The organism is Streptomyces sp. NRRL WC-3605 (genome assembly GCF_001509795.1).
Lineage (GTDB): Bacteria > Actinomycetota > Actinomycetes > Streptomycetales > Streptomycetaceae > Streptomyces > Streptomyces viridochromogenes.
The window spans coordinates 35,702-62,437 of record NZ_LLZN01000013.1 but is presented as its reverse complement, the minus strand read 5'-3'; the positions used below and the strand labels follow the sequence as shown (position 1 = coordinate 62,437).

Below are 26,736 nucleotides of genomic sequence, written 5' to 3'. Positions count from 1 at the left end.
TTTTGCGCCTTACGCTCGACAAACCGCACGACCCCCGACGCCCCCCATCCCCGATCTTCGGATTTCCGCCAGCGGAGGTTTCTGTTTCATGAAGCTCACCGTCGTCGGCTGCTCGGGGTCGTTCCCGTCCGCGGAATCGGCCTGCTCGAGCTACCTCGTCGAGGCCGACGGCTTCCGGCTGCTCCTCGACATGGGCAACGGCGCCCTGGGCGAGCTGCAGCGCCACTGCGGTCTCTACGACCTCGACGCGATCTACCTCAGCCACCTGCACGCCGACCACTGCATCGACATGTGCGCGTACTTCGTGGCGCGCTACTACCGGCACGACGGCGGCCGCTGCGACCCCATCCCGGTCTACGGCCCCGAGGGCACCGAGCACCGCCTGACCACGGCCTACGCGGACACCCCCACCGCCTCCTCCATGAGCGAGGTCTTCGACTTCCACACGGTCAAGCCGTCCACCTTCGAGATCGGCCCGTTCACGGTGCACACGGAACGCGTGGCCCACCCGGTGGAGGCGTACGGCATCCGGATCGAGCACGGTGGCCGGGTGCTGACCTACTCCGGCGACACGGGCATCAGCACCGCCCTGGACGAACTCGCCCGCGACGCCGACCTGTTCCTGTGTGAGGCCGCCTTCACGCACGGCAAGGAGAACATCCCCGACCTGCACCTCAACGGGCGCGAGGCGGGGCAGTCGGCGGCCCGCGCGGGCGCCCGGAGCCTGGTCCTCACCCACATCCCGCCGTGGACCGACCCCGAGGTCAACCTGGCGGACGCGCGCGAGGTCTACGACGGCCCGGTGACGCTGGCGGCGCCCGGCCGGACGTACGAGATCTGACGCCCGGCTCTTCCGCCGGTGGCACGGCGAAGGCCCCGGAACCCTCCCGGTTCCGGGGCCTTCGTCATGCCGTGTGGCTCACGCCTTGGTGAGGTCCTCGACCTCCTCCTCGGGCTCGCGGCCCGGGGTGGGGAGGTTCCACTTCGTGATGGCGAAGCGGAAGACGGAGTAGTAGATCGCCGCGAACACCAGGCCGATCGGAATGATCAGCCAAGGCTTGGTCGCCAGGTTCCAGTTGAGCGCGTAGTCGATGAAGCCCGCGGAGAAGGTGAAGCCCGCGTGGACGCCGAGCGCCCAGGTGACCGCCATCGACAGGGCGGTGAGCACCGCGTGGATCACGTACAGCACCGGGGCGATGAACATGAACGCGAACTCGATCGGCTCGGTCACACCGGTCACGAAGGAGGTCAGCGCCAGCGAGACCATCATGCCCATCACGGCCTTGCGGCGCTCGGGGCGGGCGCTGTGGGCGATGGCGATGGCGGCGGCCGGCAGACCGAACATCATGATCGGGAAGAAGCCGGACATGAACTGACCGGCGGTCGGGTCACCGGCGAAGAAGCGGTTCAGGTCACCGTGGACGATCTCACCGGCGGCGTCCTTGAAGTCGCCGAGCTGGAACCAGGAGACGGTGTTCACGAACTGGTGCATGCCGACCGGGATCAGCGCACGGTTGATCAGGCCGAACAGACCCGCGCCGAAGGCGCCGAGGCCGGTCATCCACTCGCCGAAGTCGGCGATGACCTCACCGATCGGCTCCCAGACCAGACCGAAGAAGACACCCATCGCGGTGCCGACGAAGGCCATGATGATCGGGACCAGGCGGCGGCCGTTGAAGAAGCCCAGCCAGTCCACCAGCTTCTTGCGGTGGTAGCGCTGCCACAGCACGGCGGCCAGCAGACCCATGATGATGCCGCCGAGGACACCGGGGTTGTTGTAGGTCGCGGCTATGTCCGCGCCGTCCTGGACCTTCGCCTCGGTGACGGGGAACGCCTTGAGGACGTTGCTGTACACGAGGAAGCCGACGAGGGCGGCCAGGGCGGTCGAGCCGTCCGCCTTCTTGGCGAAGCCGATCGCGACACCGATGCAGAACAGCATCGGAAGGTTGTCGAAGATCGCCCCGCCCGCGGTGGCGAACACGGCGGCGACCTTGTCCCAGCCGAGTCCGTCCTTGCCGAAGACGTCGGGCTGGCCGAAGCGGAGCAGCAGACCGGCCGCCGGCAGCACGGCGATCGGGAGCTGAAGACTGCGGCCGACCTTCTGAAGGCCCTGGATCAGGCCTGATCCCCACTTCTTCGTGGGGGCCGCCGTTGGCGAGGTGGCGGTACTCATAGACTTCCTCCATCGGGTGGTGGTCTACACCACTCAGTGGTGTAGACCTGTTGTACACGATGAAGGTGCGATAAGGAACCCGCGATTCCCGAGCGTTGCCCGGACCGTTATCCCGCCTTATTCGGACCTTTGTGGAGGCCCCCCGGAGCCCCTCACGGGCTGTCAGCCCTTGGTGACGTCCTCCACCTCCTCCTCCGGCTCCCGGCCCGGCGTCTTCAGGTCGAACCTCGTGATCGCGAAACGGAAGATCGCGTAATAGAGGGCGGCGAAGCACAGACCGATCGGGATGATCGCCCACGGTCTCGTCGCCAGGTTCCAGTTGATGACGTAGTCGATCAGCCCCGCCGAGAAGCTGAACCCGTCGTGCACCCCCAGCGCCCACGTCACCGCCATCGACACACCCGTCAGCACCGCGTGCACCGCGTACAGCAGCGGCGCCACGAACAGGAAGGAGTACTCGATGGGCTCCGTGATCCCCGTGACGAACGACGTCAGCGCCACCGACAGCATCAGACCGCCGACCTCCTTGCGGCGCCGCGGCCTCGCACAGTGCGTGATCGCCAGCGCCGCCGCCGGCAGCGCGAACATCATGATCGGGAAGAAACCCGACGTGAACTGACCGGCGTCCGGGTCACCCGCCAGGAACATGTTGATGTCACCGTGCACCACCCGCCCGTCCGGCGTGGTGAACGTCCCGAACTGGAACCAGATGGGCACGTTCAGGAACTGGTGCAGCCCCACCACCAGCAACGCCCGGTTCGCGACACCGAAGACACCCGCGCCCCACGCGCCCAGATCGCTCATCCAGTCGCTGAAGCTCTCCAGCGCGTCACCGATCGGCGGCCACACCCACAGGCACAGCGCCGCGAACGCGATCGCCACGAACGCCATGATGATCGGCACCAGCCGCCGGCCGTTGAAGAAGCCGAGCCAGTCCACCAGCTTCGTCCGGTGATAACGCGCCCAGAAGAAGGCCGTCAGCAACCCCATGACGATCCCGCCGAACACCCCCGGATTCTGGAACTCGAAGACCGTCACCGAGCCGTCCTGCAACTGACAGCCCACGTTCGGGACCGCCTTGGAGCCCTCCGCGCAGTCGTCCGGGAACTGCCGCAGCACCGTGTAGTACACGAGGAACCCCGCCACCGCCGCCAGCGCCGTCGAACCGTCCGACTTGCGCGCCATGCCGATGGCCACACCCACACAGAACAACAGCGGCAGGCCGAGCGCGCCGTCGAGCAGCGCGCTGCCCGCGCCCACCATCACCCGCGAGACATCGGTCCACCCCAGACCGTCGTCCCCGAACACATCCGGCTGCCCCAGCCGGTTCAGGATGCCCGCGGCCGGCAGCACGGCGATGGGGAGCTGAAGACTGCGCCCCATCTTCTGCAACCCCTGGAACAGGGCGTTCCAGCGCGCCCGCCCGGGGGAGACCGTACTGTCGGCAGCCATCCGAACCCCTGTCGTCGCCGGGCGGTTTGTCGGCCGTCCCCCTGGTGGTGTAGACCAGTCGCGGACGGTTCCGCTGTCGTGAAGGCCATCCTTCGACACAGACGGCACGACCGCTCGCGAAGATGGGCCAACTGTGGGTTACTGCGACAAAGCGGTTCGGATCAGGGAGAGGGAACATGGCCAGCAAGGCTGAGAAGATCGTCGCCGGGCTCGGCGGCATCGACAACATCGAGGAGATCGAGGGCTGCATCACCCGTCTCCGCACCGAGGTCAGCGACGCCTCGCTCGTCGACGAGACCGCCCTCAAGGCCGCCGGCGCCCACGGCGTCGTCAAGATGGGCACCGCCATCCAGGTCGTCATCGGCACCGACGCCGACCCGATCGCCGCGGAGATCGAAGACATGATGTGAAGCGCGGGCATCGTCCCCGGCTTCACCCCCTGAAGGGCCCCTCCCCACACGGGACGGGCCCTTCTTCCGGTCCCGCTAGGCTCACGCCATGTCCTCACAGCCCCGCATCGACGGCCGCACCCCCGACCAGCTCCGCCCGGTCACCATCGAACGCGCCTGGAGCAAGCACGCAGAAGGCTCCGTCCTCGTCTCCTTCGGCGACACCAAGGTGCTGTGCACCGCCTCCTTCACCGAAGGCGTCCCGCGCTGGCGCAAGGGCAGCGGCGAAGGCTGGGTGACCGCGGAGTACGCCATGCTGCCCCGCGCCACCAACACCCGCGGCGACCGCGAATCCGTCCGCGGCAAGATCGGCGGCCGCACCCACGAGATCAGCCGCCTCATCGGACGCTCCCTGCGCGCCGTCATCGACTACAAGGCCCTCGGCGAGAACACCGTCGTCCTCGACTGCGACGTCCTCCAGGCCGACGGCGGCACCCGCACCGCCGCCATCACCGGCTCCTACGTCGCCCTCGCCGACGCCATCGCCTGGGCCCAGGGCCGCAAGCTCATCAAGCCCGGCCGCAAGCCGCTCACCGGCACCGTCAGCGCCGTCTCCGTCGGCATCGTCGCCGGCGTCCCCCTCCTCGACCTGCGCTACGAGGAAGACGTCAAGGCCGACACCGACATGAACGTCGTCTGCACCGGCGACGGCCGCTTCGTCGAGGTCCAGGGCACCGCCGAGGCCGAACCCTTCGCCCGCGACGAACTCAACACCCTGCTCGACCTCGCCGTCGCCGGCTGCGGCGAACTCGCCGACCTCCAGCGCAAGGCCCTCGACACCTCCCTCGAACAGTAAAGAACAAACCAAGACACGAGGACGGCCGCGGGCAACCGCACCGCCTTCCCCGGCGTCACTACGGGTACGGGCGTACGGCACACCGCCGTACGCCCGGCCAGTGCACGGGGGCCCGCGAGGCCCGCGCAGGGAGGGGAACGTCCACCATGGCCACCAGCCGACGCCGCCGGAGCCGCATCGCCACAGCCGCCGCAGCCGTCGCGGCACTGGCCCTCACCGCCGGACTCACCACCGGCTGCGACGCCGTCGGCAAGGCGATGGACTGCGTCCGCACCGCCGACGCCATCGCCGACAGCGTCACCGAACTCCAGCAGGCCGTGGAGAACGCGAGCAACGACCCGACCCAGCTCGAGGAATCGCTGACCTCCATCGACAAGAACCTCGGCGAGATCGGCGACCAGACCGACGACGCCGACGTGAACAAGGCCGTCGACGACCTCCAGAAGGCCGTCACCAACGTCCGCGACGCCGTCAAGAACGGCGACGAGACCCCCGACATCAGCCCCGTCACCGACGCCGCCGGCGAACTCACCAAGGTCTGCACGCCCTGACCGGCCGAATCCGCCGTTGGCCATACTGGGGGCCATGACCCGCCTGATCCTCGCCACCCGCAACGCCGGAAAGATCACCGAACTCCGGGCGATCCTCGCCGACGCAGGACTCGACCACGACCTCGTCGGCGCGGACGCCTACCCCGAGATCCCCGACGTCAAGGAGACCGGCGTCACCTTCGCCGAGAACGCCCTCCTCAAGGCCCACGCCCTCGCCCAGGCCACCGGCCTCCCCGCCGTCGCCGACGACTCCGGCCTCTGCGTCGACGTCCTCGGCGGCGCCCCCGGCATCTTCTCCGCCCGCTGGGCCGGCAGGCACGGCGACGACCAGGCCAACCTCGACCTGCTCCTCGCCCAGCTCGGCGACATCGCCGACCCCCACCGCGCCGCCCACTTCGCCTGCGCGGCCGCCCTCGCCCTCCCCGACGGCACCGAACGCGTCGTCGAGGGCCGGCTCCGCGGCACCCTGCGCCACCGCCCCGCCGGCACCAACGGCTTCGGCTACGACCCGATCCTCCAGCCCGACGGCGACACCCGCACCTGCGCCGAACTCACCCCGGACGAGAAGAACGCCATCAGCCACCGCGGCAAGGCGTTCCGGGCCCTGGCACCGGTGGTGCGGGAACTGCTGGGCTGAGACTCACGGCAACGGCGACGGCCTGCGTCTCGATCTTCGAAACGCAGGCCGTTCAAGTGCGGCGGAAGGGATTCGAACCCTCAAGCCCGCTAAGGGCCACAGGACCTAAACCTGCTGTGTCAGCCATTGCACCACCGCCGCCAGGCGTCTGTCATCGTACCGGCAGACCCCGGCGGCCCGGCGCCTCCCCTGCACCAGGTCCCCGTGAGCGCGTGGCAGTTGGGACACAGCAGCCGCAGATTCTCCCGCCGGTCGTCCCGCCAGTCCCCGCTGATGTGGTCGACCTCCAGCGTCATGGGTTTGCCCAGCCACTCGGGACCCACGCCGCACCGCGCACACCGCTCCGGGACACCGGTCGCCAGGAGCGCCCGGCGCAGGCGGCTCGACTCGGTCCGGTGAGCGCGGTCGTGCCGGACCAGCACCTCCTGCGGGCTCTTGGCGTTCAGGGCCGGCCTGCCGCGTTGATGGGCCTTCCCCAGGAAGTGCGCGGTGTCGATCCCCTCCTCGGCCAGCCAGGCGCGCAGCCGGGCGCTCTGGGTGCCGTTGACCGTACGCCCGAGCCGCCGCAGGACCTGGGCGAGCGACGACGACTCCGCGACCGCCGCGCTCAGCTCCTCGCGCGAGGGCCGCGGACGTCTGCCGCAGGGCCGGAAATGCGAGACGTCGATGCCGAAGCGGGCGAAACGCGCCAGCAGGTAGCGACGCAGATTGGCGTATGGTCGCGTCCCCAGGAAGACGATGACCTCGTCGATGTCGCCGCACCGGCGGGCGGCTTCCGCCAGCCGCTCCCGGTCGTACCGAGTGCCCGCGCTCATGAGGCCCGCTCCCGGGCGCGCCGTGTGCCGCGTCCGCGGTAGCGGTCGGTCGTCGCATGGCAGTTGGGGCACAGGAGGCGCAGGTTCTCGAGCCGGTTGTCGCGCCAGTCGCCGTCGATGTGGTCGACCTCGAGCGGCAGGGGTTCGCCGAGCCACATGCCCTCGGCACCGCACAGCGCGCACCGCTCCGGCACGCCCTTCTCCCGCATCGCGCGTTTGAGGCGAGAGCCCGGCACGCGGCCGGCCCGCTCCGCTGTGAGCACGGTGAGGATCTCCTCGGCCGTCCGGCGCCGCCGGTTGTCGCGTTGCCGTTCGGTGCGGACGACCGGGTTGAAATGCGACGTGTCGATCCCGTACGCCCTGATCCGGCGGCTGATGTGGGTGTGGTGGCCGCCGACCACGTCCAGGCCGAGGTGGCGCAGGACCTCGGACATGTTCGTCGACGCCGTGACCGCCCCCTGGAGCACGTCTCGCGTCCACTTCACGCCTCCACGCTCCCTATCCGCCCCCATCGCGCCCCTCCCCGCCCTCGGTCACCCGTTCGTGGCTCGTACGGATCAACGAGCCGATCGTCGGATCGTCACCCCAGGAAAAGCGGAACGGCTCCCACCGGGGTGACCGGGTGGAAGCCGTCGGGGCGCGGGAGCAGGCGTCAGATGGCCAGGTCCTTGATGATCTTGGCGACGTGGCCCGTGGCCTTGACGTTGTAGAGGGCTCGTTCGACCTTGCCCTCCTCGTCGACGACGACCGTGGAGCGGATGACGCCGACCACCGTCTTGCCGTAGAGCTTCTTCTCGCCGAAGGCGCCGTACGCCTCCAGTACCTTCTTGTCCGGGTCGGCCACCAGCGTGACCTTCAGGGACTCCTTCTCGCGGAACTTGGCGAGTTTCTCCGGCTTGTCGGGGGATACCCCGATGACGTCGTAGCCGGCGCCGGCCAGGAGCTCCAGGTTGTCCGTGAAGTCGCAGGCCTGCTTGGTGCAGCCGGGCGTCAGGGCGGCGGGGTAGAAGTAGACGATGACCTTGCGGCCCTTGTGGTCCGAGAGGGACACCTCGTTGCCGTCGGCGTCGGGAAGGGTGAAGGCGGGGGCCACGTCCCCCGGCTGGAGTCGCTCGCTCATCGAACAAGCGTAACCGGGGAGCCTGACGGTGCGGTTCGCCGTGGAGCTGACAGACTGTCCGGAAACATCATCAGTTCACTTCGGAGGCCGTACGGTGGCGGACACGTCGGACACCAGGACCCCGGCACAGATCGAGGCGGACATCAAGGCCCGCCGTGCTGTGCTGGCGGAGACGCTCGACGAGATCGGGGTGCGTGTGCACCCGAAGACGATCGTCGGCGACGCCAAGGCCAAGGTCGTGGCGAACATCGACCACACGCTCGGCCGCGCCTACGTGGGCGCGAACCGGGCCGTGAGCGACGTCAAGGCCAGGTTCACGGACGAGGACGGCGCGCCCCGTCTGGAGCGCATCGTGCCGGTCGCGCTCGTGGCGGTAGGACTGGTCGGGCTGCTGGCCCTCGGCACCCGGCGCCGCAAGGGCTGAGGGCGCGACCCGGCGGCGTACACAGGTGGCAGAGGCAGGTAGGTTCGAGGCGTGAGCGCCAACAGAAACGAGCACAGCACCCAGGACGACAAGCTGCCCATCCGGATGCTGCACGACCGTGTACTCGTGCGGCAGGACACCAGCGAGGGCGAGCGGCGTTCCGGTGGCGGCATCCTGATCCCCGCGACGGCCGCCGTGGGCCGCCGGCTGGCCTGGGCCGAGGTCGTCGCGGTGGGGCAGAACGTACGGACCGTGGAGGCGGGCGACCGGGTCCTGTTCGACCCGGAGGACCGTGCCGAGGTGGAGGTGCGCGGCGTCGCGTACGTGCTGATGCGCGAGCGCGACCTGCACGCGGTGGCCGCCGACCGGTTCGAGGGGTCGGAGGACTCCACGGGGCTGTATCTGTGAGGTGAGGGGTCGGTTCGAGGGGCCGGTGACGATCGTCACCGGCCCCTTTTCCGTGGGCTCCCGACGGGCTTGCTAGCGTGGAAGGCGCCCGACGAGACGCGCCGTACCGGGATGAAGGCAAAGACGACGCACCGCGTTCCACGTCGTCTCGTCTCGGAAGGTGCCTGTCATGGCCTGGGTGCTGCTCGTCGTCGCCGGTCTGCTCGAGGTCGCCTGGTCGGTGGGCATGAAGTACACCGACGGTTTCACCCGGCTCGTCCCCAGCCTGTTCACCGGCGCGGGCATCGTCGCGAGCATGCTGCTGCTGTCGTACGCCGCCCGGTCCCTGCCGATCGGTACGGCCTACGGGGTGTGGGTCGGTATCGGCGCTGCCGGTGCCGCGGTGGTCGGCATGGTGGTGCTGGGGGAGCCGGCCACGGCGGCGCGGATCTTCTTCGTGTGTCTGCTGCTGGTCGCCGTGGTGGGGCTGAAGGCGACCAGCGGCCACTGAGAGGCCGGCAGGGGCCGTCCCGGCCTACGGTCTGCGGGTCGGGAAGCCGGCCGTGGTGCCCGTCGTCCCCGCTCCACCGGTGTCGGTGCCGCCGTCCTGGCCCGTGGTGGTGCCGCCGTCCTGGCCGCCGGGTCTGCCGGCGCCCCCGTCGGTGGTCCCGCCGTCGTTCGTGCCGCCGTTCTCGCCGCCGTCGGTGGTGCCTCCGTCGTCCGTGCCGCCGTCGCCGCCGCCGTCCTGGCCGGCGCTGGTGCCGCCGTCGGGGCCGCCGGGCGTCTCGCCGCCGGTCTGGCCCTCGGTGCCGGTGCCGGAGGACGGCTCGCCGGACGGGGTCTCGTCCTCGTCACCCTCGTCCTCGTCGCCCTGGGTCGGGTCGGAGGTGGGGTACTGGGGCACCTCGGCGTTCTCCTGGAGCTCCAGGTCGAAGTCGGTGACCGGCTTCCCCTTCAGGGCCGCCTTCGTGTACTGGGCCCAGATCTCGGTGGGCGCGCCGCCGCCGTTGATCCGGTCGAGGCCCATGACGCCGTACAGGGACTTGTGCTTGGCGGTGACGGGGTCCTGGCCCATCACGGCGACGACGGTGGCGAGGTCGGGGGTGTACCCGGCGAACCAGGCCGCGGTGTCCTCCTCGGCGGTGCCGGTCTTGCCGGCGGCGGGGCGGCCGGCGGCCTGGGCGGCGGTGGCGGTGCCGCTGTCGACGACGCTCTGCAGGACGGAGGTCGTGGTGTCGGCGGCTTCGCGGGTGACGGCCTGGGAGGGCTTGCGGTGGGGCATCTCGACGACCTCGGCGCCGTCCTTGGTCACCTTCTCGATCATGGTGTAGGTGCCGCGCTTGCCGTGGTTGGCGAGGGTCGCGTAGGCCTCCGCCATGTCCAGGACGCTGGCGGTGGCGGTGCCGAGGGCGATGGAGGGGTAAGGCTCCAGGTCGGGGGTGGCCGTGGGCAGGCCGAGCTTGACGGCGGTGTCCTTGACCTTCTGCGGGCCGACGTCGACGGCCATCTGCGCGTAGACGGCGTTGACGGACTTGTTGGTGGCGGAGCGCACGGAGATGTCGCCGTAGGAGACGTCGTCCTCGTTGGCGGGGGCGTAGTACTTGCCCTGCCAGCCCTGTACGGGGCGCCGGTTGGTGCCGTCGTAGACCGTGTTGGGGGTGATGGGGCGGCCGTCGCGGGTGGTCGACTCGTTCTGCACGGCGGCGGTGAACACGAACGGCTTGAAGGTGGAGCCGACCTGGAAGTCCCGGCGGGTGGCGTTCGGGGTGTACTGCTTGACGTAGTCGACGCCGTTGTACATCGCGACGACCTTGCCGGTCTTCGGGTCGACGGAGGCGCCGCCCGCGCGGACGTAGCTGTCGACCTTGCGCTTCTTCGGGTCCAGCCGGGACATCAGCTTGTCGTCGACGGCGTCGACGAAGGCGTCCTGCCGCTTCTTCTGCAGGGTGGTGGTGATGCGGTAGCCGCCGAACTCCAGGTCCTCCTTGTCGACCATCTTGTTCCTGATCAGGTAGTCCTGGACGGTCCGCACGATGTAGCCGCGCTGTCCGGACAGCCCGGTGGAGGTGGAGGACTCCTTGGGCATGGGGAACTTCAGCCCGGCCCGTTCGGAGGCTTTGAGCCAGCCCTTGGTGACCATGCCGTCGAGGACGTAGTTCCAGCGGGCGACGGCGCCGGCCTTGTTCTCGGGGTGGGCGACGACGTCGTACTCGCTGGGCGCGTTGACCAGGGCGGCGAGGTAGGCGGCGTGGGCGGCGTCGAGGTCCTTGGCGTCCATGCCGTAGTAGGCCTGGGCGGCGGCCTGGATGCCGTAGGAGTTGCGGCCGAAGAAGCTGGTGTTGAGGTAGCCCTCGAGGATCTCGTCCTTGCTCTTCTCGCGGTCGAGCTTGATCGCGATGAAGAACTCCTTCACCTTGCGGGTGACGGTCTGCTCCTGCCGCAGGTAGTAGTTCTTGACGTACTGCTGGGTGATCGTGGAGCCGGACTGCTTGCCCTTGCCGGTGGCGGTGTTCCAGGCGGCGCGCACCATCGCCTTGGGGTCGACGGCGGACTCGGTGTAGAAGTCGCGGTCCTCGGCGGCGAGGATGGCGTGCTGGGCCGGCTTCGACATCTGGGCGAGGGTGACGTTCTCCCGGTTGACCTCGCCGTCGCGGGCGATCACGGAGCCGTCGGCGTACATGTAGACGTTGGCCTGCTTGGTGGCGAGCGCGTTGGCCGGCGGGATCTTGACCAGGGAGTAGCCGAGGAAGAACAGGCCGGCGAGCAGCAGGACGCCGATGACGAAGGTGCCGAGGACCATGCGCCAGGTCGGGATGATCCGTCGCCAGCCCGTCCGCCGGGGTCGCTTGGGCTTCCCGGCCGGCTGTTGCGGCTGTGGCTGCGGCTCTTCGCTCATGTCGTGCTCGGACTCCTGATTCACGTCGTACTTCCGTACGCCATTCACGTCGTACTTCCCGTACGCCCTCGTACGCCTGCTGCGCCCCCATTGAAGACTCTCGCGCCGGGTGTTCCGTTCCCGGAAACGCGCGCGTGTTGGGGGAAAGTGAGCTGTTTCTCGCCTCAGGGTGCCCCGGAAATCGGCTGGCAGGCCGCCTCGCGCGGCGACTAGGCTCCTGCGCTTCGGTGCCGGCGCGGGTGAGGAGGGTGGTGGACGTGGGCGCGGGGCGGTTGTACCTGGCCGTCGCGGTGGGTGGTTTCCGGCGGTATGCGACGTACCGGCTGGCCACGGCGGCCGGGGTGTTCACCAACACCGTCTTCGGTGTGATCCTCGTCTTCACCTATCTGGCCCTGTGGGAGGAGCGGCCGGGGCTCGGCGGCTACGACCAGGCGCAGGCGGTGACGTACGTGTGGCTGGGGCAGTGCCTGTTCGCGACCCTGGCGATCCAGGGCGGGGGCGCGGAGAAGGAGCTGATGGAGCGCATCCGCACCGGGGAGGTCGCCGTCGACCTGTACCGGCCGGTGGATCTGCAGCTGTGGTGGCTGGCCGGGGACCTGGGGCGGGCCGCGTTCCAGTTGCTGGGCCGGGGGGTGGTGCCGTTCCTGTTCGGGGCGGTGTTCTTCCCGATGACGCTGCCCACGGACGTGGGCCGGTGGGCGGCGTTCACGGTCACGCTGGTGCTGGCGGCGGTGGTGAGTTTCGCGATCCGCTATCTGGTGGCGCTGAGCGTGTTCTGGCTGCTGGACGGGACGGGCGTCAACCAGGCGCTGATGATCGCGGGTGTGTTCTTCTCGGGCATGCTGCTGCCGCTGAACGCGTTCCCGGGGGCGTTCGGCGAGGTGGTGCGGGTGCTGCCGTGGGCGGCGCAGCTGCAGATGCCGGCGGACGTGCTGATGGGGGAGACCGGGGTGTCGGGGGCGCTGGCCTTCCAGGCGGGCTGGGCGGTGGTGCTGCTGGCGGCGGGGCGGGCGCTGCAGTCGGCGGCGACGCGGCGGGTGGTGGTGCAGGGTGGCTGAGCGCGGCGCGGTGTTCGAGGGGCTGCGGGCCTACCGGCTGATCGCCGGGATGTGGGTGCGGTCCAGCATGACGTACCGGACGTCGTTCGTGGTCACGGTGGTCGGCAACCTGCTGCTGACCGGGATGGACTTCGTGGGCATCCTGCTGATGTTCTCGCAGGTCGACTCGTTGGGCGGCTGGTCGCTGCCGGAGGTGGCGTTCCTGTACGGGCTGTCGGTGACGGCGTTCGGGATCGCGGATCTGGTGCTGGGCTCGATGGACGTGCTGGGCGCCCGGATGCGGGACGGTTCGTTCGACGTGTTGCTGGTGCGTCCGGTGCCGGTGCTGGCGCAGGTCGGCGCGGACCGTTTCGCGCTGCGCCGGCTGGGCCGGATCACGCAGGGCCTGGCGGTGCTGGGCTGGGCGCTGTCGGCGGTGGACGTGGAGTGGACGGCGGCGAAGGTGCTGCTGGTGCCGGTGATGGTGCTGAGCGGTGCGGTGATCTTCGGCGCGGTGTTCGTGGCGGGGGCGGCCTTCCAGATCGTCGCGCAGGACGCCGCCGAGGTGCAGAACGCGTTCACGTACGGCGGGACGACGCTGCTGCAGTATCCGCCGACGGTCTTCGGCAAGGACCTGGTGCGCGGGGTCACGTTCACGCTGCCGCTCGCCTTCGTCAACTGGGTGCCGGCCGCCCATGTGCTGGGCCGGCCGTACCCGGTGGCGCTGCCCGGGTGGACGACGTACGCGTCGCCGCTGGTGGCGGCGGTGTGCTGCGCGGCGGCGGGGCTGGCGTGGCGGGCGGGCCTGCGGGCTTACCAGAGTACGGGGAGCTGAGGGACGGACATGGGTGACGAGGCGTTCATCGAGGTCGACGGGGTCGAGAAGGTCTTCGACGTCCGCCGCAGGACGGGTTTCCTGAAGCGGGAGCGGCGGCGGGTACAGGCGGTCGACTCGATCTCCTTCCGGGTGGCGCGCGGCGAGATGGTGGGCTACATCGGGCCGAACGGCGCCGGGAAGTCGACGACGATCAAGATGCTGACCGGCATCCTGACGCCGAGCGGCGGCCGGCTGCGGGTGGCCGGCATCGATCCGTCCCGGGAGCGGACCAGGCTGGCGCACCGCATCGGGGTGGTGTTCGGGCAGCGCACCACGCTGTGGTGGGACCTGCCGCTGATCGACTCGTACCGGCTGATGCACCGCATGTACCGGATCCCGGACGCCCGCTACCGGGAGAACCTGGACCGGCTCGTCGAACTCCTCGGTCTGGAGGACCTGCTGGAGGTGCCGGTGCGCCAGCTGTCCCTCGGGCAGCGGATGCGGGGGGACGTCGCTGCGGCGCTGCTGCACGACCCGGAGGTGCTGTACCTGGACGAGCCGACCATCGGCCTCGACGTGATGTCGAAGGCCAGGGTGCGGGCGTTCCTGCGGGAGCTGAACGCCGAGCGGGGCACGACGGTGCTGCTCACCACGCACGACCTGCAGGACATCGAGCAGCTGTGCTCCCGCGTCATGGTCATCGACCACGGGCGGCTGGTGTACGACGGCGCGCTCGCCGGGCTGCACGAGGTGGGGGAGAGCGAGCGGATGCTCGTGGTCGACCTGGAGCGTGAGCTGCCGCCGATCGAGGCGGCCCCGGCCCGCGTGGTGAAGGTGGAGGGGCCCCGCCAGTGGCTGGCGTTCCCGGCGTCCGAGTCGGCGGCGGCGCTGGTGGCGCGGGTCGCCGCCGACCACCCTCTGGTGGACCTGTCGGTACGGGAGCCGGACATCGAGGCGGTGATCGCCCGCATGCTGCACAGCCCGGCCGAGTCCGCGCAGGTGCCGCGGGAGGACGTGGGACGGGTCATCTCGTAGCCCCCGGACAGGAGTTGCTCGTAGGCTGCTGTCATGAGCGACAACGCCCCGGAGCTGCGTGCCTCCGACGCCGACCGTGAACGGGTCGCCGACGTCCTGCGGGACGCCCTCGCGGAGGGGCGGCTCGACATGGAGGAGTTCGGGGACCGGCTCGACGCCACCTACCAGGCCCGCACCTACGGCGAGTTGGAGCCGCTGACCCGGGACCTGCCGGTCGGCGCGGCGCCGGTGCCGAGGGTCGACATGGTCAAGCGTGCCGCGCCCGAGGACCAGCCGTGGGAGGGGCGGATCGTCGGCGGTGACGGCTCCCCGACCTGGGCGGTGGCCGTGCTGTCCGGGTTCCAGCGCAAGGGGCGGTGGACGGCGCCGAAGCGGCTCAACTGCGTCGCGTTCTGGGGCGGCGGGGAGATCGACCTGCGGGAGGCGAACTTCGCGGACCGCGAGATCGAGATCAACTGCGTGGCCGTCATGGGCGGCGTGCAGGTGATCGTGCCGCCCGGCGTGGAGGTCGTGGTGCGCGGCATCGGTGTCATGGGGGGCTTCGACCACCGTGAGGACGGTGTCCTCGGCGAGCCCGGCGGGCCCCGGGTGATCGTGTCCGGGTTCGCGTTCTGGGGCGGGGTCGGTGTGGAGCGCAAGCTGACGCGCGCCCAGAAGCAGGAGCTGCGCGAGGAGCGCCGCCGCGAGAAGCTGGAGCGCAAGGCCGGACGGCGCGAACTGCCGACGCCGGCCGACGAGGACTGAACGCGGACGGGGAAGGGGCGGCCACCGGGTCCGCCTCTTCCCCGTCGCTCACAGTTCGGCGGGGGCCGCGCCCTTCAGCAGCTTCAGGTCGAAGCTGTCCGCCATCCGCTCGTACCCCTTGTCGCTGGGGTGCAGATGGTCGCCGGAGTCGTAGTCGGCGCGGAACCGGCGCGGGTTGTACGGGTCGCGGACCGCCGCGTCGAAGTCGACGACCGCGTCGAAGACGCGTCCCGCGCGGATCTGCGCGTTGATCTGCTGCCGCACCTGCTCGCGGGCGTCGGTGTAGCCGCGGTGGCCCTGGAAGGGCATCAGGGTCGCGCCGACGACCTTCAGGCCGCGGGCGTGGCCCTGGCGGACCAGGGTGCGCAGGCCGTCGAGGATGCGCTCGGGGTCGGCGACGCCGGGGGTGCGCAGGATGTCGTTGACGCCGAGGTCGATCACGACGACCTTGACGCCGGTGCGGGAGAGCACGTCCCGGTGGTAGCGGCCCAGCCCGGCCTGGTTGTCGGCGGGCCGGCCGGTGCCGCTGGCGAGGATCTGGTTGCCGCTGATGCCCTGGTTGACGACGCTGTAGCGGGGCAGGTCCTGGCCGGCCGCGATCGCGCTGCGCAGCCGGCGTGCGAGGACGTCCGTCCAGCGGCGGTTGGCGTTCAGCGTGGACGTGATGCCGTCGGTGAGCGAGTCGCCGAAGACGACGACGGTGCCCTCCGACTCGTTGCTGAGGACGTCCACCGCGGTCAGGTACCGCCAGGACGTGACCTGCCCGGTGTACGCGGCGCCCGTGGTGTCCTCGGTCAGGTCGCCCTCGCCGACGTAGCTGGTCTGACGGGCGTGCGGGTGCCAGGTCACCGGGCCGGACGGGGTCGGCGAGTACGTGGTGACCAGCACGTCGGAGTCGGCGGGGACCGCGATGCGCACCGCGTCGCTGAGCACCTGCTGCCCGGGCGGTACGACGACGGTGGTGCTGCCGCCGAAGGTCAGGCGCCGCATGGTGTCCGCGACGGCGGCCGCGGTGCCGGGGCCGGCGGCGACGGCCATCGACGCGTGCGTGATCGTCAGCGACGACTGGCCGTAGAGATTGGACAGCGTGATCCGGGCACTCGTACCTCCGACGCCGACGTGCACGACGTTGCGCAGGGAGCGGCCCACCAGGCCCTCGACCTCGGTGCCCGGCTCCGCGCCGACCGGGGACGCCGACCAGGCGCCGACCCACAGGCCGGTGGAGGCGGGGGCGGCGGGGCCGCGGCCGGTGCCGCGCTGCGCGGGGGCGGTCGTGCCGGTGGCGCTGCCGTGGTCGGCGGCGACCCCGATGTACAGACCGACGGACAGGGTGACGATCAATGCGACGATCGCGGCGAGCAAGGCATAACCGGTACGCCTGGTCATGCGGTGCGTTCTCCTCGGACGGATGGGAGCCCGAGGCTCCGATGTGATCACCTCATGATGCGTCATAAGGCGGAAGGGAGTTGCACAGACCCCCCATTGGGCCGCCCGGAGTGTTCCGGAGTCGTCATCGCTCTCCCCCCGAGGACAGACGCCGGGAACTCCTGATTCGTTCCAGGAGTAGGTCGGGAAGGGACAATGTGTGCGGGGGATCACGGACGGGCGGAGCAGAATGGAACGTACGAATCCGGAGGAATCGGGAACGCGTGGCGTAGGGGAGCATGCCCGGCCGCAGGCCCCCGGTAACCGGGACGTGCCCCCGGCGGCCGTCCGCGCCATGTCCACGTTCACGGCTGCCGACGAGGAGAAGCGGCGCGGCGTACGGCGGATGAAGCTCACCGCGACCGGCCTGCTGCTGTTCGTCGCCCTCGTGTACGTCCTCGCCGAGGTCGCCTCCCACCACGGGGCCGGTGCCTGGGCCGACTACGTCGCCGCCGCCGCGGAGGCCGGCATGGTCGGCGCGCTCGCGGACTGGTTCGCCGTGACGGCCCTCTTCCGGCACCCGCTGGGCCTGCCCATCCCGCACACCGCGATCATCCCGAACAAGAAGGACCAGCTCGGTGTCTCCCTGGGCGAGTTCGTCGGCGAGAACTTCCTCTCCGAGGACGTCGTACGGCAGCGGCTGCGCGCCGTCGGCATCGGCAGCCGGCTCGGCGCCTGGCTCGCCGAACCCGCCCACGCCGACCGGGTCACCGCCGAGCTGGCGACCGCGCTGCGCGGCGCCCTGACGGTCATGCGGGACTCCGACGTCCAGGCCGTCGTCGGCGAGGCCATCACGCGCCGCGCCGACGCCCGCGAGATCGCGCCCGGCGTCGGCAAGATGCTGGAGGGCATCGTCGCCGAGGGTGGCCACCGGCGGGCCGTCGACCTGATCGTGGCCAAGGCCCACGACTGGCTCGTGCTGCACGGCGACGACGTCATGGGGGCCGTGCAGGGCGGTGCCCCCGGCTGGACGCCGAGGTTCGTCGACCGCAAGGTCGGCGAGCGCGTCTACAAGGAACTGGTCCGCTTCTGCGTCGAGATGCGGGACATGCCCTCCCATCCGGCGCGCGGCGCCCTCGACCGGTTCCTCATCGACTTCGCCTCCGACCTGCAGTCCGACACCGAGACCCGGGCGCGTGTCGAACGGCTCAAGGGCGAGGTGCTGGCCCGCGGCGAGGTGCAGGACCTCATCGCCTCGGCCTGGACCGCCGTACGCTCCATGATCGTGTCCGCGGCCGAGGACGAACGCAGCGAGCTGCGGCTGCGCGTGCGCTCCTCCCTGCTGTCCCTGGGCGCCCGGATGGCCGCCGAGCCGTCCATGCAGAACAAGGTGGACCGCTGGGTCGAGGGCGCCGCCGTGCACGTCGTGACGACGTACCGCGCGGAGATCACCTCCCTGATCACGGACACCGTGGCGGGCTGGGACGCCGAGCACACCACCCGCAAGATCGAGGCGCACATCGGACGCGATCTGCAGTTCATCCGGATCAACGGCACCGTGGTCGGCTCGCTCGCCGGACTGGTGATCTACACGGTGGCGCGGGCACTGGGGGCGTAGACCTGCCGTCGCGCGGGCACCCGACGAGCGTTCCACTCGCCGAGGAGGGAGCCCATGAGCACGGCACAGGCCGAGAGCGGCCGCACGATCACCACCGACATCCCCGCGAGACTCGACCGGTTGCCGTGGTCCCGCTGGCACTGGACCATCGTGATCGGTCTCGGGACCGTCTGGATCCTCGACGGCCTGGAGGTCACGGTCGTCGGGAACATCGCGCCCCGCCTGTCCGAACCGGGCAGCGGACTTCCCATCTCCTCCGGTCAGGTCACCGGGCTCGCCGCCGCGCTCTATGTGGCCGGTGCCTGTATCGGCGCCCTGTTCTGGGGCCGGCTGACCGACCGCTGGGGCCGCAAGAAGCTGTTCATGATCACGCTCGCGGTGTACCTGGCCGCGACCGCGCTGACCGCGTTCAGCTTCCACACCTGGTGGTTCTTCCTCTTCCGCTTCCTCACCGGCTTCGGAATCGGCGGCGAGTACGCGGCGATCAACTCCGCGATCGACGAGCTGATCCCGGCGAAGTTCCGCGGCCGCGTCGACCTGATGATCAACGGTAGCTTCTGGCTGGGCGCCGTCGGCGGCGCGCTGCTGTCGATCGTCGCCCTGGACACCTCGATCTTCGCCGCGGACGTCGGCTGGCGGCTGACCTTCGCGCTCGGTGCCGTCCTCGCCCTGGTCATCCTCCTCGTACGACGGCACGTCCCGGAGAGCCCACGCTGGCTGCTGATCCACGGCCGGGACGACGAGGCGGAACGGATCGTGACCTCCATCGAGGAGAAGGTGGAGGCCGGCCGGGACGAGCCGCTGCCGCGCGCGGAGGGTGAGATCACTATCCGCCAGCGCCGCAGCGTCACCTTCATGGAGATCGGCCGCACCGTCTTCGCCAAGTACCGCCGGCGCGCCACCCTCGGCTTCGCCCTCTTCATCGGCCAGGCGTTCCTCTACAACGCCATCACCTTCGGCTTCGGCGCGATCCTGACCCAGTTCTTCGACGTGCCGAGCGGCAACACCGGCTACTACTTCGCCGTCATCGCGGTCGGCAACTTCATGGGGCCGCTGCTGCTCGGCAAGCTGTTCGACACGGTGGGCCGGCGCGTGATGATCTCGTCGACGTACCTGCTGTCCGGTCTGCTGCTGTTCGGCACGGCCTGGCTGTTCGACCGGGGTTCGCTGAGCGCGACCACGATGACGGCCTGCTGGTGCGCGGTGCTGTTCTTCGCCTCGGCCGGTGCGTCCAGCGCCTACCTGACGGTCTCCGAGGTCTTCCCGATGGAGACCCGGGCCATGTCCATCGCCTTCTTCTACGCCCTCGGCACCGCGGCGGGCGGCATCAGCGGCCCGCTGCTGTTCGCCAAGCTCACGGAGACGGGCGTGGTCGGCGACACGGTCCTCGCGTTCCAGATCGGCGCCGGGCTGATGTGCGCGGCCGGGCTGGTCGCGGCGTTCCTGGCCGTCAAGGCGGAACGCCGGTCCCTGGAGGACATCGCCAAGCCGCTGTCGGCGGTCGCCGATCCGGCCGGCGAGGGCGTCCGCCCGGCACCGGCGCCGGGGACGGCGGGTCCGTGATGGGGGCGTGACGGCGGTCCCGTAACGACAGGGCCGTAGCGGCGGGTCCGTAACGGCATGGCCGTAGCGGGCGAGTGGACCGGTACGGGTCCACGAACATGAGGCGCCGAGCCCGTTCGGGACCGGCGCCTCATGCATGCGTCACCCATTGCCGGGACCGGCGCCTCATGCGTGCGTCACCCCCCGTCGGGCCCGGCGGGGGGTGCGCGCGTCATCCCCGGCGGTCGGCGACCGCCCAGGACGCGAGGGCCACGGCGCCCGCGACACCGAAGACGGCCGGCCAGGCGCCGACCTTCCGGGCCAGCGGGTGCGAACCGGCGAAGGCGGCGGCGTAGGTGACGGTCAGCGCCACCGCGGCCCGGTCGCCGGCCTGCCGCCGCCACTGCTGCGCGGCCGTGGCCCCCGCGACGGCCAGCACGGCTCCGCCCAGCTGCCGCTTCCTGGTCCAGCGGGCCACGCCGTACCCGCCGACGAGCCCGCTCGCGGCGACCACCGCGCTGGGGATCCTCGCCATGTGTCCCTCCAACCGCTTGCGCCGGCCGATGCTGCCGGCCGAGCTGTAGAGCATGAAGATAACGGGCGGGCCCACGCCGCTTTCCACCGGCGAGGCCCCCGCGCTTCGGCCCGGTGCCGGAACAGGCGTCAGAGCACGTCGGCCAGGCGGTCCACCTGGTCGGGGTCCACGCCGTAGCAGTAGAGCATCACCTCGTGGACGCCCAGATCGGCGTAGGCGGTGAACGCGGCGCGGATCGCGGCCGGGGTGGTGAGCAGCCCCTCGGCCATCCGGTCGGCCATGCCCGTGAAGGCGTAGTAGGCGAGCAGCCGGGAACGGGCGTCGTCGACCACGTCCTGCGGGCCGAGCGCCACGTTCACCTGGGCCACCAGGCGGGGTTCGCCGTCCCGGCCGTACTCCTTCCAGAAGCCGCGGACGGTGTCGAACAGCCCGCCCGCCCAGGAGGGCGGAGCCGCGGCGAGGAAGCCGTCACCGAAGCGCGCGACGCGTTCGAGCGCGGCCGGCTGGAAGCCGCCGAACAGCACCTGGGGGCCGCCGGCACGGGCGGGCGCGGGCCCGATGGGACCGGCGCCCTCCCCGTATGCCTCGCCCGCCCACAGACGGCGCATCAGCACCATCTGCTGGTCCATGAGACGCCCTCGGGTCCGCAGATCGGTACCGGCGACGAGATGGTCGTCCTCCCGCCCGCCGACCCCCAGCCCGAGGACGAGCCGCCCCCCGGTCATCCGGTCCAGGGTGGCCGCCTGCTTGGCCAGCAGGGCGGTGCCGCGCAACGGGGCGAGCAGCACCTCGGTCTGCACCCGGATCCGGGAGGTGGCACCCGCGAGGACGGAGAGGGCGACGAGCGGTTCGGGGTTGTCGTGCACGAGACGGTCCAGCAGCCCGAGGGTGCTGAAGGGGCCGGCGTCGGCGCGCCGGGCCCAGGTGAGGAGGGCGTCGGGATCACCGATGGGCAGACCGATGCCCACGTCGAGGGTGGTGTTCATCTGGGGAACCTCCGGGATGAGGGGTCGACAAAGTCAGCTGCCGCCCCTCCCGCACCTCATCGAGGAGGTGGGACGCTCCCACGCTGCGGCGTGTCTCCGGGGAACGTCTCGTCGAAGTGAGGGCACGGTATCCGGCCCCGAATCCGCCCGACAATCGATTTACGGGGGTCAGTCCCCCGAATCAGAACCAGAACCGGAACCGGAACTGAACCCGGACCTCGACCCCGACCCGGACTGGGACGACCCCATCCCCCGGACGAGCGCCGTGACGATCCCGGCGACGCCCAGCGTCACGGCGGACACCACCCGCACCCAGCGCGGCCCGCCCCGCGCCGCCCACACGACACAGACGCAGCCCAGGACGACGAGCAGCAGAATCCCGGCCAGTACGAGCACCCCCACGCGCTCTCCCCCTCACTCGCCCCGGAAGGTCATCTCCGGGGATCGGTCCGGCCTGCCATCCTCCCCCAACGACCCGGGAACCCGACCGCCGGGTACGTCCCCGAGACATGTACACGGACACGGACGAGGGCCCCGGCACCGGGCGTGTGCCCGGGCACCGGGGCCCATCGGGGTGAGTCGTCAGCGGCGAACGTGCGGCTCAGTGGCCCCCGCCGCAGCTGGAACCCTGGTGAGTTTGTTGCGCGCCTGGGCTCCCCTCACCGTTGAGCAGATTGCCCGCCAGCCCGTTGGCGATCCCGACCTCACCGAGGATGTCCAGGTTGAAGTCGTGCGAGTGGCAACCGTCGCCACCGTAGGCGGGCTGCGCGCTGGCCGTGCCGGTGGCTATGCAGGTGAGGCTACCGACCACTACGGCCGCGAGAGCGGCCCTCTGAAGCTTGCGCATTGTTCCTCCTACGGGTGGGATCGGCCGAGCGCACACGAAATGACCCACTTTGCGCTCATCTCGGAGGCTAATCCGATATCCCACCCCCCGCCGCCCGAGGACTGCCGAACGGGCCATGGCGGTGAGGGGGCATCAGAACCACGGACCCCACTCGACACTGACCGGGTATCAGCCGGTCGGCGGACAACGACGGCCCTACCCTGCGGCGATGCTCGCGTACGACCTCACGTCCGCGGGCAGTTCGTGATGGAGGCGCCAGGTGATGGCCATGGGCTTGCTGCCCTCGTGCTGGACGTAGGTGGCCGGTCCCAACAGCATCCACGGCTGTGCCTTGCCGATGTCGGTCTCGTTGTAGCGCCGGGCGAACAGCAGTACGTGGCTGCCGCGCCGCTCATGCTCCCGGTACCGGAGACCGGTCGGCGAGGTGTCCGCCGTGGTGCTCTGCGACTCCCAGTGGAAGAGCCAGGGGCTCAGCGCGTAGTCCTTGTAGCGCACGGTGGGGGAGAAGTCCTTCTCGTTCTTCTCCAGTGTGATCAGCAGTGCGTCGGTCTGATGCGCCTCGTCCCACAGCACGCCCTGCGCGAAGGAGCCGGGCATCTGCCCGCCGAAGCGGACCACGCCGAGTGCTGCCAGGATCTCCGACCGGTTGTACGCGCTGTGGACCTTCAACGGGACGTCGGTGTGCGGCCCTTCGAGAGGGACGGGCAGGTGGTCGGCCTGCTCCAGCACATGGCGGAGGACCTGGCGCAGTTCGCTGCGCAGCGCGCGCTGTCCGCGGAGCGCCTCGAAGCCCTCGCTGTAGGACCCGAACCCGCCGGCCTTGTCCCAGAGCGTGAAGAAGAGCATGCGCGCGTAGGTCTGGTCCCGAGGGCTGAGTGACGCGTACGCCGGCGCGTCGTCGGCCAGCATGCGGAGATACGCGTCGGCACGCTCCCGGTCGTCGACGTGCAGGAACGCGTGCACGCGCTTCAACAGGTCTGCCTCGCCGGGCTGCTCGGGCTCCCCGGCCAGTCCGGCCCGGCGCAGGATCGACGTCCATGAGTTGGTGGACTTGTACAACTCGCGGATCTCGCGCCGGCTTTCGCGCAGATAGTCCGCGAGGCGTGGTGTGTGGAACGCCCGCACCTCACGGGCCAGGGTCTGGGCCGTCGCCTTCAGCTGGGTCCGGATGTTGTCCAGCACCAGGTCCTTCGACTTGCCCTCGAGGATGATCTGGCAGCCGGACGGCAGCACCGGGAAGTCGTGTTCGGCGTGCTCGAGCAGGCGGCCGCGCGAGAGGTTGGTCATCGCCCGGAACTGCTCCTCGAAGCGGAACTCGGCGCGGTGCTGGCCGATGAAGTCGAGCACCGTGAGCACGGGCTTGTCCGGCGTACGGCGCAGGCCTCGTCCGAGTTGCTGGAGGAACACCGTGGCGCTGCTCGTCGGTCGCAGGAGCAGCAGGGTGTCGACGTCGGGGATGTCCAGGCCCTCGTTGAACAGGTCGACGGAGAAGACCACTTGGGTCCTGCCCTCTTTGAGCCGCGACAGGACCTCCTCGCGCACCTCAGGACGCGATGCACTGTCCAGCGCCTCGGCCTCGAAGCCTGCCTCCCGGAAGTACCGTGCCATGAAATGGGCGTGCTTCCTGCTGACGCAGAAGCCGAGGGCCCGCATGGTGGCCGGATTGGGAACCTTGTCCCGCACCTGCTTGATGACGATGCGGGCGCGGGCGTCGTCGGCGGAGAACAGCTCCCCGAGCTGTGTCTGGTCGTACGCGCCCGTACGCCAGTCGAGCCGTCTCAGATCCGTGCCGTCCGGCACGCCGAAGTAGTGGAACGGGCACAGCAGGTCGTTGTCGAGGGCTTCCCACAGTCGCATCTCGGCGGCGATCCGGCCTTCGAAGAACGCGTCCTGGACGTTGAGGCCGTCGGCGCGCTCAGGGGTGGCCGTCAGCCCGAGGAGCTGCTTCGGCTGGAAGTGGCTGAGCACCCGGCGATACGTGGTCGCGGTGGCGTGGTGGAACTCGTCCACGACGACGACGTCGAAGTGCTCCGGAGCGAACTGCTCGAGACGCTGCCCGGTGAGCGACTGAACGCTGGCGAACACGTGCTTCCAGTCGCGGGGCAGCTCGCCGCTGTACAGGACCTCACCGAAGGACGCGTCGTCGAGTACCTCGCGGTACATGCGCAGCGACTGCTTGAGGATCTCCTTGCGGTGGGCCACGAAGAGCAGCCGCGGATAGGGCCGTCCGCCGCCCCGCCGGTGCAGCTCCCGGTAGTCGAGGGCGGCCATGACGGTCTTGCCCGTACCGGTGGCGGCCACGAGAAGGTTCCGGTGGTACCCGTGGACCTCGCGTGCGACGCGCAGCCGCTCCAGCATGTCGGCCTGGTGGGGGTACGGCCGGACCTCGAGACCGGACAGGCTGATCTTCGCGTCCCTGCCGGACACCGGCCCGCCCGCGGTACGCAGCGCGTCGTCCAGCCGGTGGGCGTCGCGATCCGGGTCGTAGGACTCGAACGCGATGTCGTTCCAGTAGGCGTCGAAGGTGCCCTCGAACTTGCTGAGCACGGCCGGCGTGGCCACGGACGACAGCCGGACGTTCCACTCCAGGCCGTCGAGGAGCGCGGCCTTGGAGAGGTTGGAGCTGCCGACGTACGCCGTGTCGAATCCGCTGTCCCGCCTGAACAGCCACGCCTTCGCGTGAAGCCGGGTGGAGCGGGTCTCGTAGTTGACCTTGATCTCTGCGCCGAAGTCACGTACCAGCCGGTCCAGCGCATGGCGGTCGGTGGCGCCGATATAGGTCGTGGTGATGACGCGGATGGGCACGCCACGCTCGGCGGCCGCCCGCAGGGAGTCCTCCAGCACCCGCAGGCCGTACCACTTCACGAAGGCGCAGAGCAGATCGATCCGGTCGGCGGTCGCGAGCTCGGCGCGGAGCTCGCTGCCGAGGCTGGGGTCGTCGGGCGCGTTGGTGATGAGCGCGGTCTCCGACAGCGGCGTCAGCGGACGTACCGCGTAGACGCCCGGGGCCTCCTTCTCGGCCAGCGCGAGCAGTTGCCGAGGCCCTTCGGCGATGGTGTCCGTCTCGCCGCCGTCCTCGGTGCCGGTGGCGAGGGACGCCATGATCTGGTTGGCCACGGTGACGCGCCGGTCGGGTGGCAGCTGCGCGAGCCGCCGGCTCACCGCCTGTCCGATGTGCCGGGCGAGGACGTGCGGCGACGACTCCTCGCTGACCTCGTCGTCGATCGCCTTCCACCCCGCCGCGTGCAGCTGCTCCATCTGCTGCTGCATACGCCGGGTGACGACCGCCTCGTAGACGCCCGCGACAGGCTGCGACAGATCCCTCGGCTGAGCCACGCTGGTCCCCCCATCCCGCACTTCAGTGGCTCAGTTCTAGCAGGAGCCACTGACAGCCCACGGGACAACGGGGGGAGGGGCACGAGGTCACTCGGCGGCCTCAGACCGCCGAGTCCACCCCATGGCACTCCCCATACCCCCGCCCCGACCCGCACCAGCAATCCGCCCCCCGCTGCGGTGGCCAGGCGATGGCTCGGCCTCGGGCGGCCAGGGTGGTCGCGTACTGGGGGAGGAGGGTCGGGTCCTCCGGGGAGGACAGCTCGGAGGCGGCGAAGGCCTCGTAGGACGGGACCGTGCCGGTGACGATGCCCAGATTCGGGGTGCCGGACGCGGACAGTTCGCGCAGGGACGTCTCTATCGTCGCCAGGTGCTCATCGTGCGACGGGTACTCGGCGGACAGTGACGGGTACGCCGTGAGCAGTTCGGTCAGTTCGTCCGCGGGCCAGCGCAGCATCGCCACCGGGAACGGGCGGGACAGGGCCTCCCGGTAGGCGCCGAGTTCGGCGCGCAGGCGGGAGATCTCCGCCTCCAGCTCCGCCGGGTTGTCCGAGCCCAGGGACCAGACCCGCTTGGGGTCGTGGAGCTCGTCCAGGGAGACCGGCATCGAGTGCAGGGTGTCCGCGAGGGCGTCCCACTCGTCGTGGGCCAGGCCCAGCATGCGGCGGACCCGGTGGCGGCCGAACAGCAGCGGGTGCGTCGCGTACGGGGGTTCCTCGGCGTCCGTCAGGAGGAGCCGGGCCGCCTGCGTGAACGTCTCCTGCGCCTGCTCCAGTTCGTCGTGCGCCTCCAGCGCCTCCGCGACGATCACCCAAGGGGCCGGGTCCCTCGGGGCGGACGCGCGGACCCCGTCGATGATCGCTCTGGCCTCGGCCTCGTGGCCGTACTCCCAGAGGTTCGACGCCTTGAGGGCGCGCACCAGATGGGGGTTCTCCAGGGGGTCCGACGACGCCAGCAGGCGGTCGTACAGGGCGGTCGCGGCCGGGCGGTCGCCGGACAGTTCCAGGTGGGCCGCGGCCCGCAGCAGCAGGGCCTCGGCGTCCTCGGGGTAGAGGCCGGCGGTTCGCTCCAGGCGTGCCGCCTCGGCGGTGTGGTCGACGTTTTCGGCAGGCGTGTCGGGGCGCATGGGGGACACCGTACTGCCCGTACATGTCCTGGGAGAGGACGGAGGGGAGAA

26 protein-coding genes, 1 tRNA gene, 1 pseudogene and 1 riboswitch are annotated in these 26,736 nt (G+C 70.5%); of the genes and pseudogenes, 14 read left to right on the top strand and 14 right to left on the bottom strand.

Translation table 11 applies throughout. The features are described 5' to 3' along the window. Positions 1-88: 88 nt before the first annotated feature. Positions 89-841: an MBL fold metallo-hydrolase gene (locus ADL34_RS04600; RefSeq protein WP_062665187.1), complete on the top strand. Its 753-nt coding sequence runs from the start codon at positions 89-91 to the stop codon at positions 839-841. 78 nt (positions 842-919) lie between these two features. On the opposite strand, the gene ADL34_RS04595 is transcribed toward ADL34_RS04600, so the two are convergent. Together ADL34_RS04595 and ADL34_RS04590 are read right to left on the bottom strand one after the other, a co-directional pair. Beyond that, entirely contained in the window at positions 920-2,173 is a 1,254-nt protein-coding gene (locus ADL34_RS04595; protein WP_062665186.1) for a PTS transporter subunit EIIC, read from the bottom strand. A 162-nt stretch (positions 2,174-2,335) separates the two neighbouring features. Beyond that, positions 2,336-3,625 (bottom strand): PTS transporter subunit EIIC, encoded by a 1,290-nt coding sequence (locus ADL34_RS04590; RefSeq protein WP_062665185.1) that lies wholly within the window; start codon positions 3,623-3,625, stop codon positions 2,336-2,338. A 176-nt stretch (positions 3,626-3,801) separates the two neighbouring features. On the opposite strand from ADL34_RS04590, the gene ADL34_RS04585 reads away from it, so the two are divergent. From ADL34_RS04585 to rdgB, 4 genes are all read left to right on the top strand, one after another. Next, positions 3,802-4,035 (top strand): glucose PTS transporter subunit EIIB, encoded by a 234-nt coding sequence (locus ADL34_RS04585; protein ID WP_030943649.1) that lies wholly within the window; start codon positions 3,802-3,804, stop codon positions 4,033-4,035. A gap of 88 nt (positions 4,036-4,123) precedes the next feature. After that, positions 4,124-4,870 carry a ribonuclease PH gene (rph, locus tag ADL34_RS04580; protein WP_062665184.1) on the top strand — a complete coding sequence of 249 codons (747 nt, stop codon included), beginning with the start codon at positions 4,124-4,126 and terminating at the stop codon, positions 4,868-4,870. Between the two features lie 146 nt (positions 4,871-5,016). Then, on the top strand, positions 5,017-5,421 hold the full coding sequence (locus ADL34_RS04575) for a hypothetical protein (RefSeq protein ID WP_062665182.1): 405 nt from the start codon (positions 5,017-5,019) through the stop codon (positions 5,419-5,421). 34 nt (positions 5,422-5,455) lie between these two features. Beyond that, a complete protein-coding gene (rdgB, locus tag ADL34_RS04570; protein ID WP_062665181.1) occupies positions 5,456-6,058 on the top strand; it encodes an RdgB/HAM1 family non-canonical purine NTP pyrophosphatase in 603 nt (200 codons plus the stop codon). A gap of 57 nt (positions 6,059-6,115) precedes the next feature. On the opposite strand, the gene ADL34_RS04565 is transcribed toward rdgB, so the two are convergent. The 4 genes and pseudogenes from ADL34_RS04565 to bcp all read right to left on the bottom strand — a co-directional run bounded on the left by ADL34_RS04565 (position 6,116) and on the right by bcp (position 7,993). After that, positions 6,116-6,199: transfer RNA gene (locus ADL34_RS04565), tRNA-Leu, on the bottom strand. Continuing rightward, positions 6,178-6,873, bottom strand: a complete 696-nt coding sequence (locus ADL34_RS04560; protein WP_079034020.1) for an HNH endonuclease — start codon at positions 6,871-6,873, stop codon at positions 6,178-6,180. Before ADL34_RS04560 ends, ADL34_RS04565 begins: the two co-directional genes overlap by 22 nt. Next, positions 6,870-7,370: pseudogene (locus ADL34_RS04555) on the bottom strand (HNH endonuclease signature motif containing protein); the annotation flags it as partial. The pseudogene ADL34_RS04555 and the gene ADL34_RS04560, both read right to left, overlap by 4 nt. A gap of 155 nt (positions 7,371-7,525) precedes the next feature. Further along, positions 7,526-7,993: a thioredoxin-dependent thiol peroxidase gene (gene bcp, locus ADL34_RS04550; protein WP_062665180.1), complete on the bottom strand. Its 468-nt coding sequence runs from the start codon at positions 7,991-7,993 to the stop codon at positions 7,526-7,528. A 94-nt stretch (positions 7,994-8,087) separates the two neighbouring features. Here bcp and ADL34_RS04545 point away from each other — a divergent pair, with 94 nt between their 5' ends. The 3 genes from ADL34_RS04545 to sugE all read left to right on the top strand — a co-directional run bounded on the left by ADL34_RS04545 (position 8,088) and on the right by sugE (position 9,315). Further along, a complete protein-coding gene (locus ADL34_RS04545) occupies positions 8,088-8,417 on the top strand; it encodes a DUF3618 domain-containing protein (protein ID WP_062665179.1) in 330 nt (109 codons plus the stop codon). 51 nt (positions 8,418-8,468) lie between these two features. After that, on the top strand, positions 8,469-8,825 hold the full coding sequence (locus tag ADL34_RS04540; protein WP_062665178.1) for a GroES family chaperonin: 357 nt from the start codon (positions 8,469-8,471) through the stop codon (positions 8,823-8,825). A 63-nt stretch (positions 8,826-8,888) separates the two neighbouring features. Continuing rightward, positions 8,889-8,958: riboswitch (guanidine-III (ykkC-III) riboswitch) on the top strand. A 36-nt stretch (positions 8,959-8,994) separates the two neighbouring features. Next, positions 8,995-9,315 (top strand): quaternary ammonium compound efflux SMR transporter SugE, encoded by a 321-nt coding sequence (sugE, locus tag ADL34_RS04535; protein WP_062665174.1) that lies wholly within the window; start codon positions 8,995-8,997, stop codon positions 9,313-9,315. A 24-nt stretch (positions 9,316-9,339) separates the two neighbouring features. Here the strand turns inward: sugE and ADL34_RS04530 are convergent, their stop codons facing one another. Next, positions 9,340-11,700: a transglycosylase domain-containing protein gene (locus ADL34_RS04530; protein WP_062665290.1), complete on the bottom strand. Its 2,361-nt coding sequence runs from the start codon at positions 11,698-11,700 to the stop codon at positions 9,340-9,342. A 257-nt stretch (positions 11,701-11,957) separates the two neighbouring features. Here ADL34_RS04530 and ADL34_RS04525 point away from each other — a divergent pair, with 257 nt between their 5' ends. From ADL34_RS04525 to ADL34_RS04510, 4 genes are read left to right on the top strand one after another with little or no spacing between them, the layout of a single operon-like run. Beyond that, positions 11,958-12,758: an ABC transporter permease gene (locus ADL34_RS04525; protein ID WP_062665289.1), complete on the top strand. Its 801-nt coding sequence runs from the start codon at positions 11,958-11,960 to the stop codon at positions 12,756-12,758. After that, a complete protein-coding gene (locus ADL34_RS04520) occupies positions 12,751-13,572 on the top strand; it encodes an ABC transporter permease (RefSeq protein ID WP_062665172.1) in 822 nt (273 codons plus the stop codon). Before ADL34_RS04525 ends, ADL34_RS04520 begins: the two co-directional genes overlap by 8 nt. Positions 13,573-13,581: 9 nt before the next feature. Then, positions 13,582-14,589, top strand: coding sequence for an ABC transporter ATP-binding protein (locus ADL34_RS04515; protein ID WP_062665170.1), 1,008 nt, complete (start codon positions 13,582-13,584; stop codon positions 14,587-14,589). A 33-nt stretch (positions 14,590-14,622) separates the two neighbouring features. Further along, complete coding sequence (locus ADL34_RS04510; RefSeq protein ID WP_062665169.1) at positions 14,623-15,333, top strand: DUF1707 SHOCT-like domain-containing protein; 711 nt, start codon at positions 14,623-14,625, stop codon at positions 15,331-15,333. A 48-nt stretch (positions 15,334-15,381) separates the two neighbouring features. Here ADL34_RS04510 and ADL34_RS04505 read toward each other — a convergent pair whose 3' ends face one another. Then, on the bottom strand, positions 15,382-16,719 hold the full coding sequence (locus ADL34_RS04505; protein ID WP_062665167.1) for an SGNH/GDSL hydrolase family protein: 1,338 nt from the start codon (positions 16,717-16,719) through the stop codon (positions 15,382-15,384). A 334-nt stretch (positions 16,720-17,053) separates the two neighbouring features. Here ADL34_RS04505 and ADL34_RS04500 point away from each other — a divergent pair, with 334 nt between their 5' ends. Together ADL34_RS04500 and ADL34_RS04495 are read left to right on the top strand one after the other, a co-directional pair. Beyond that, positions 17,054-18,316 (top strand): DUF445 domain-containing protein, encoded by a 1,263-nt coding sequence (locus ADL34_RS04500; protein WP_420714240.1) that lies wholly within the window; start codon positions 17,054-17,056, stop codon positions 18,314-18,316. Positions 18,317-18,370: 54 nt separating this feature from the next. Further along, positions 18,371-19,879 carry an MFS transporter gene (locus ADL34_RS04495; RefSeq protein ID WP_062665163.1) on the top strand — a complete coding sequence of 503 codons (1,509 nt, stop codon included), beginning with the start codon at positions 18,371-18,373 and terminating at the stop codon, positions 19,877-19,879. Positions 19,880-20,090: 211 nt separating this feature from the next. Here ADL34_RS04495 and ADL34_RS04490 read toward each other — a convergent pair whose 3' ends face one another. The 6 genes from ADL34_RS04490 to ADL34_RS04465 form a co-directional block, all read right to left on the bottom strand. After that, the gene (locus ADL34_RS04490) at positions 20,091-20,393 is read right to left on the bottom strand and encodes a hypothetical protein (protein WP_062665287.1); all 303 of its coding nucleotides are present in this window, start codon (positions 20,391-20,393) and stop codon (positions 20,091-20,093) included. Between the two features lie 128 nt (positions 20,394-20,521). Further along, positions 20,522-21,379 (bottom strand): LLM class flavin-dependent oxidoreductase, encoded by an 858-nt coding sequence (locus ADL34_RS04485; RefSeq protein WP_062665154.1) that lies wholly within the window; start codon positions 21,377-21,379, stop codon positions 20,522-20,524. A gap of 168 nt (positions 21,380-21,547) precedes the next feature. Beyond that, the gene (locus ADL34_RS04480; protein WP_062665142.1) at positions 21,548-21,781 is read right to left on the bottom strand and encodes a hypothetical protein; all 234 of its coding nucleotides are present in this window, start codon (positions 21,779-21,781) and stop codon (positions 21,548-21,550) included. A gap of 199 nt (positions 21,782-21,980) precedes the next feature. Beyond that, a complete protein-coding gene (locus ADL34_RS04475) occupies positions 21,981-22,226 on the bottom strand; it encodes a hypothetical protein (protein WP_062665133.1) in 246 nt (81 codons plus the stop codon). Between the two features lie 195 nt (positions 22,227-22,421). After that, positions 22,422-25,496, bottom strand: a complete 3,075-nt coding sequence (locus ADL34_RS04470; RefSeq protein ID WP_062665126.1) for a DUF3427 domain-containing protein — start codon at positions 25,494-25,496, stop codon at positions 22,422-22,424. A 166-nt stretch (positions 25,497-25,662) separates the two neighbouring features. Next, positions 25,663-26,685, bottom strand: coding sequence for an SEC-C domain-containing protein (locus ADL34_RS04465; RefSeq protein WP_062665125.1), 1,023 nt, complete (start codon positions 26,683-26,685; stop codon positions 25,663-25,665). Positions 26,686-26,736 lie beyond the last annotated feature (51 nt).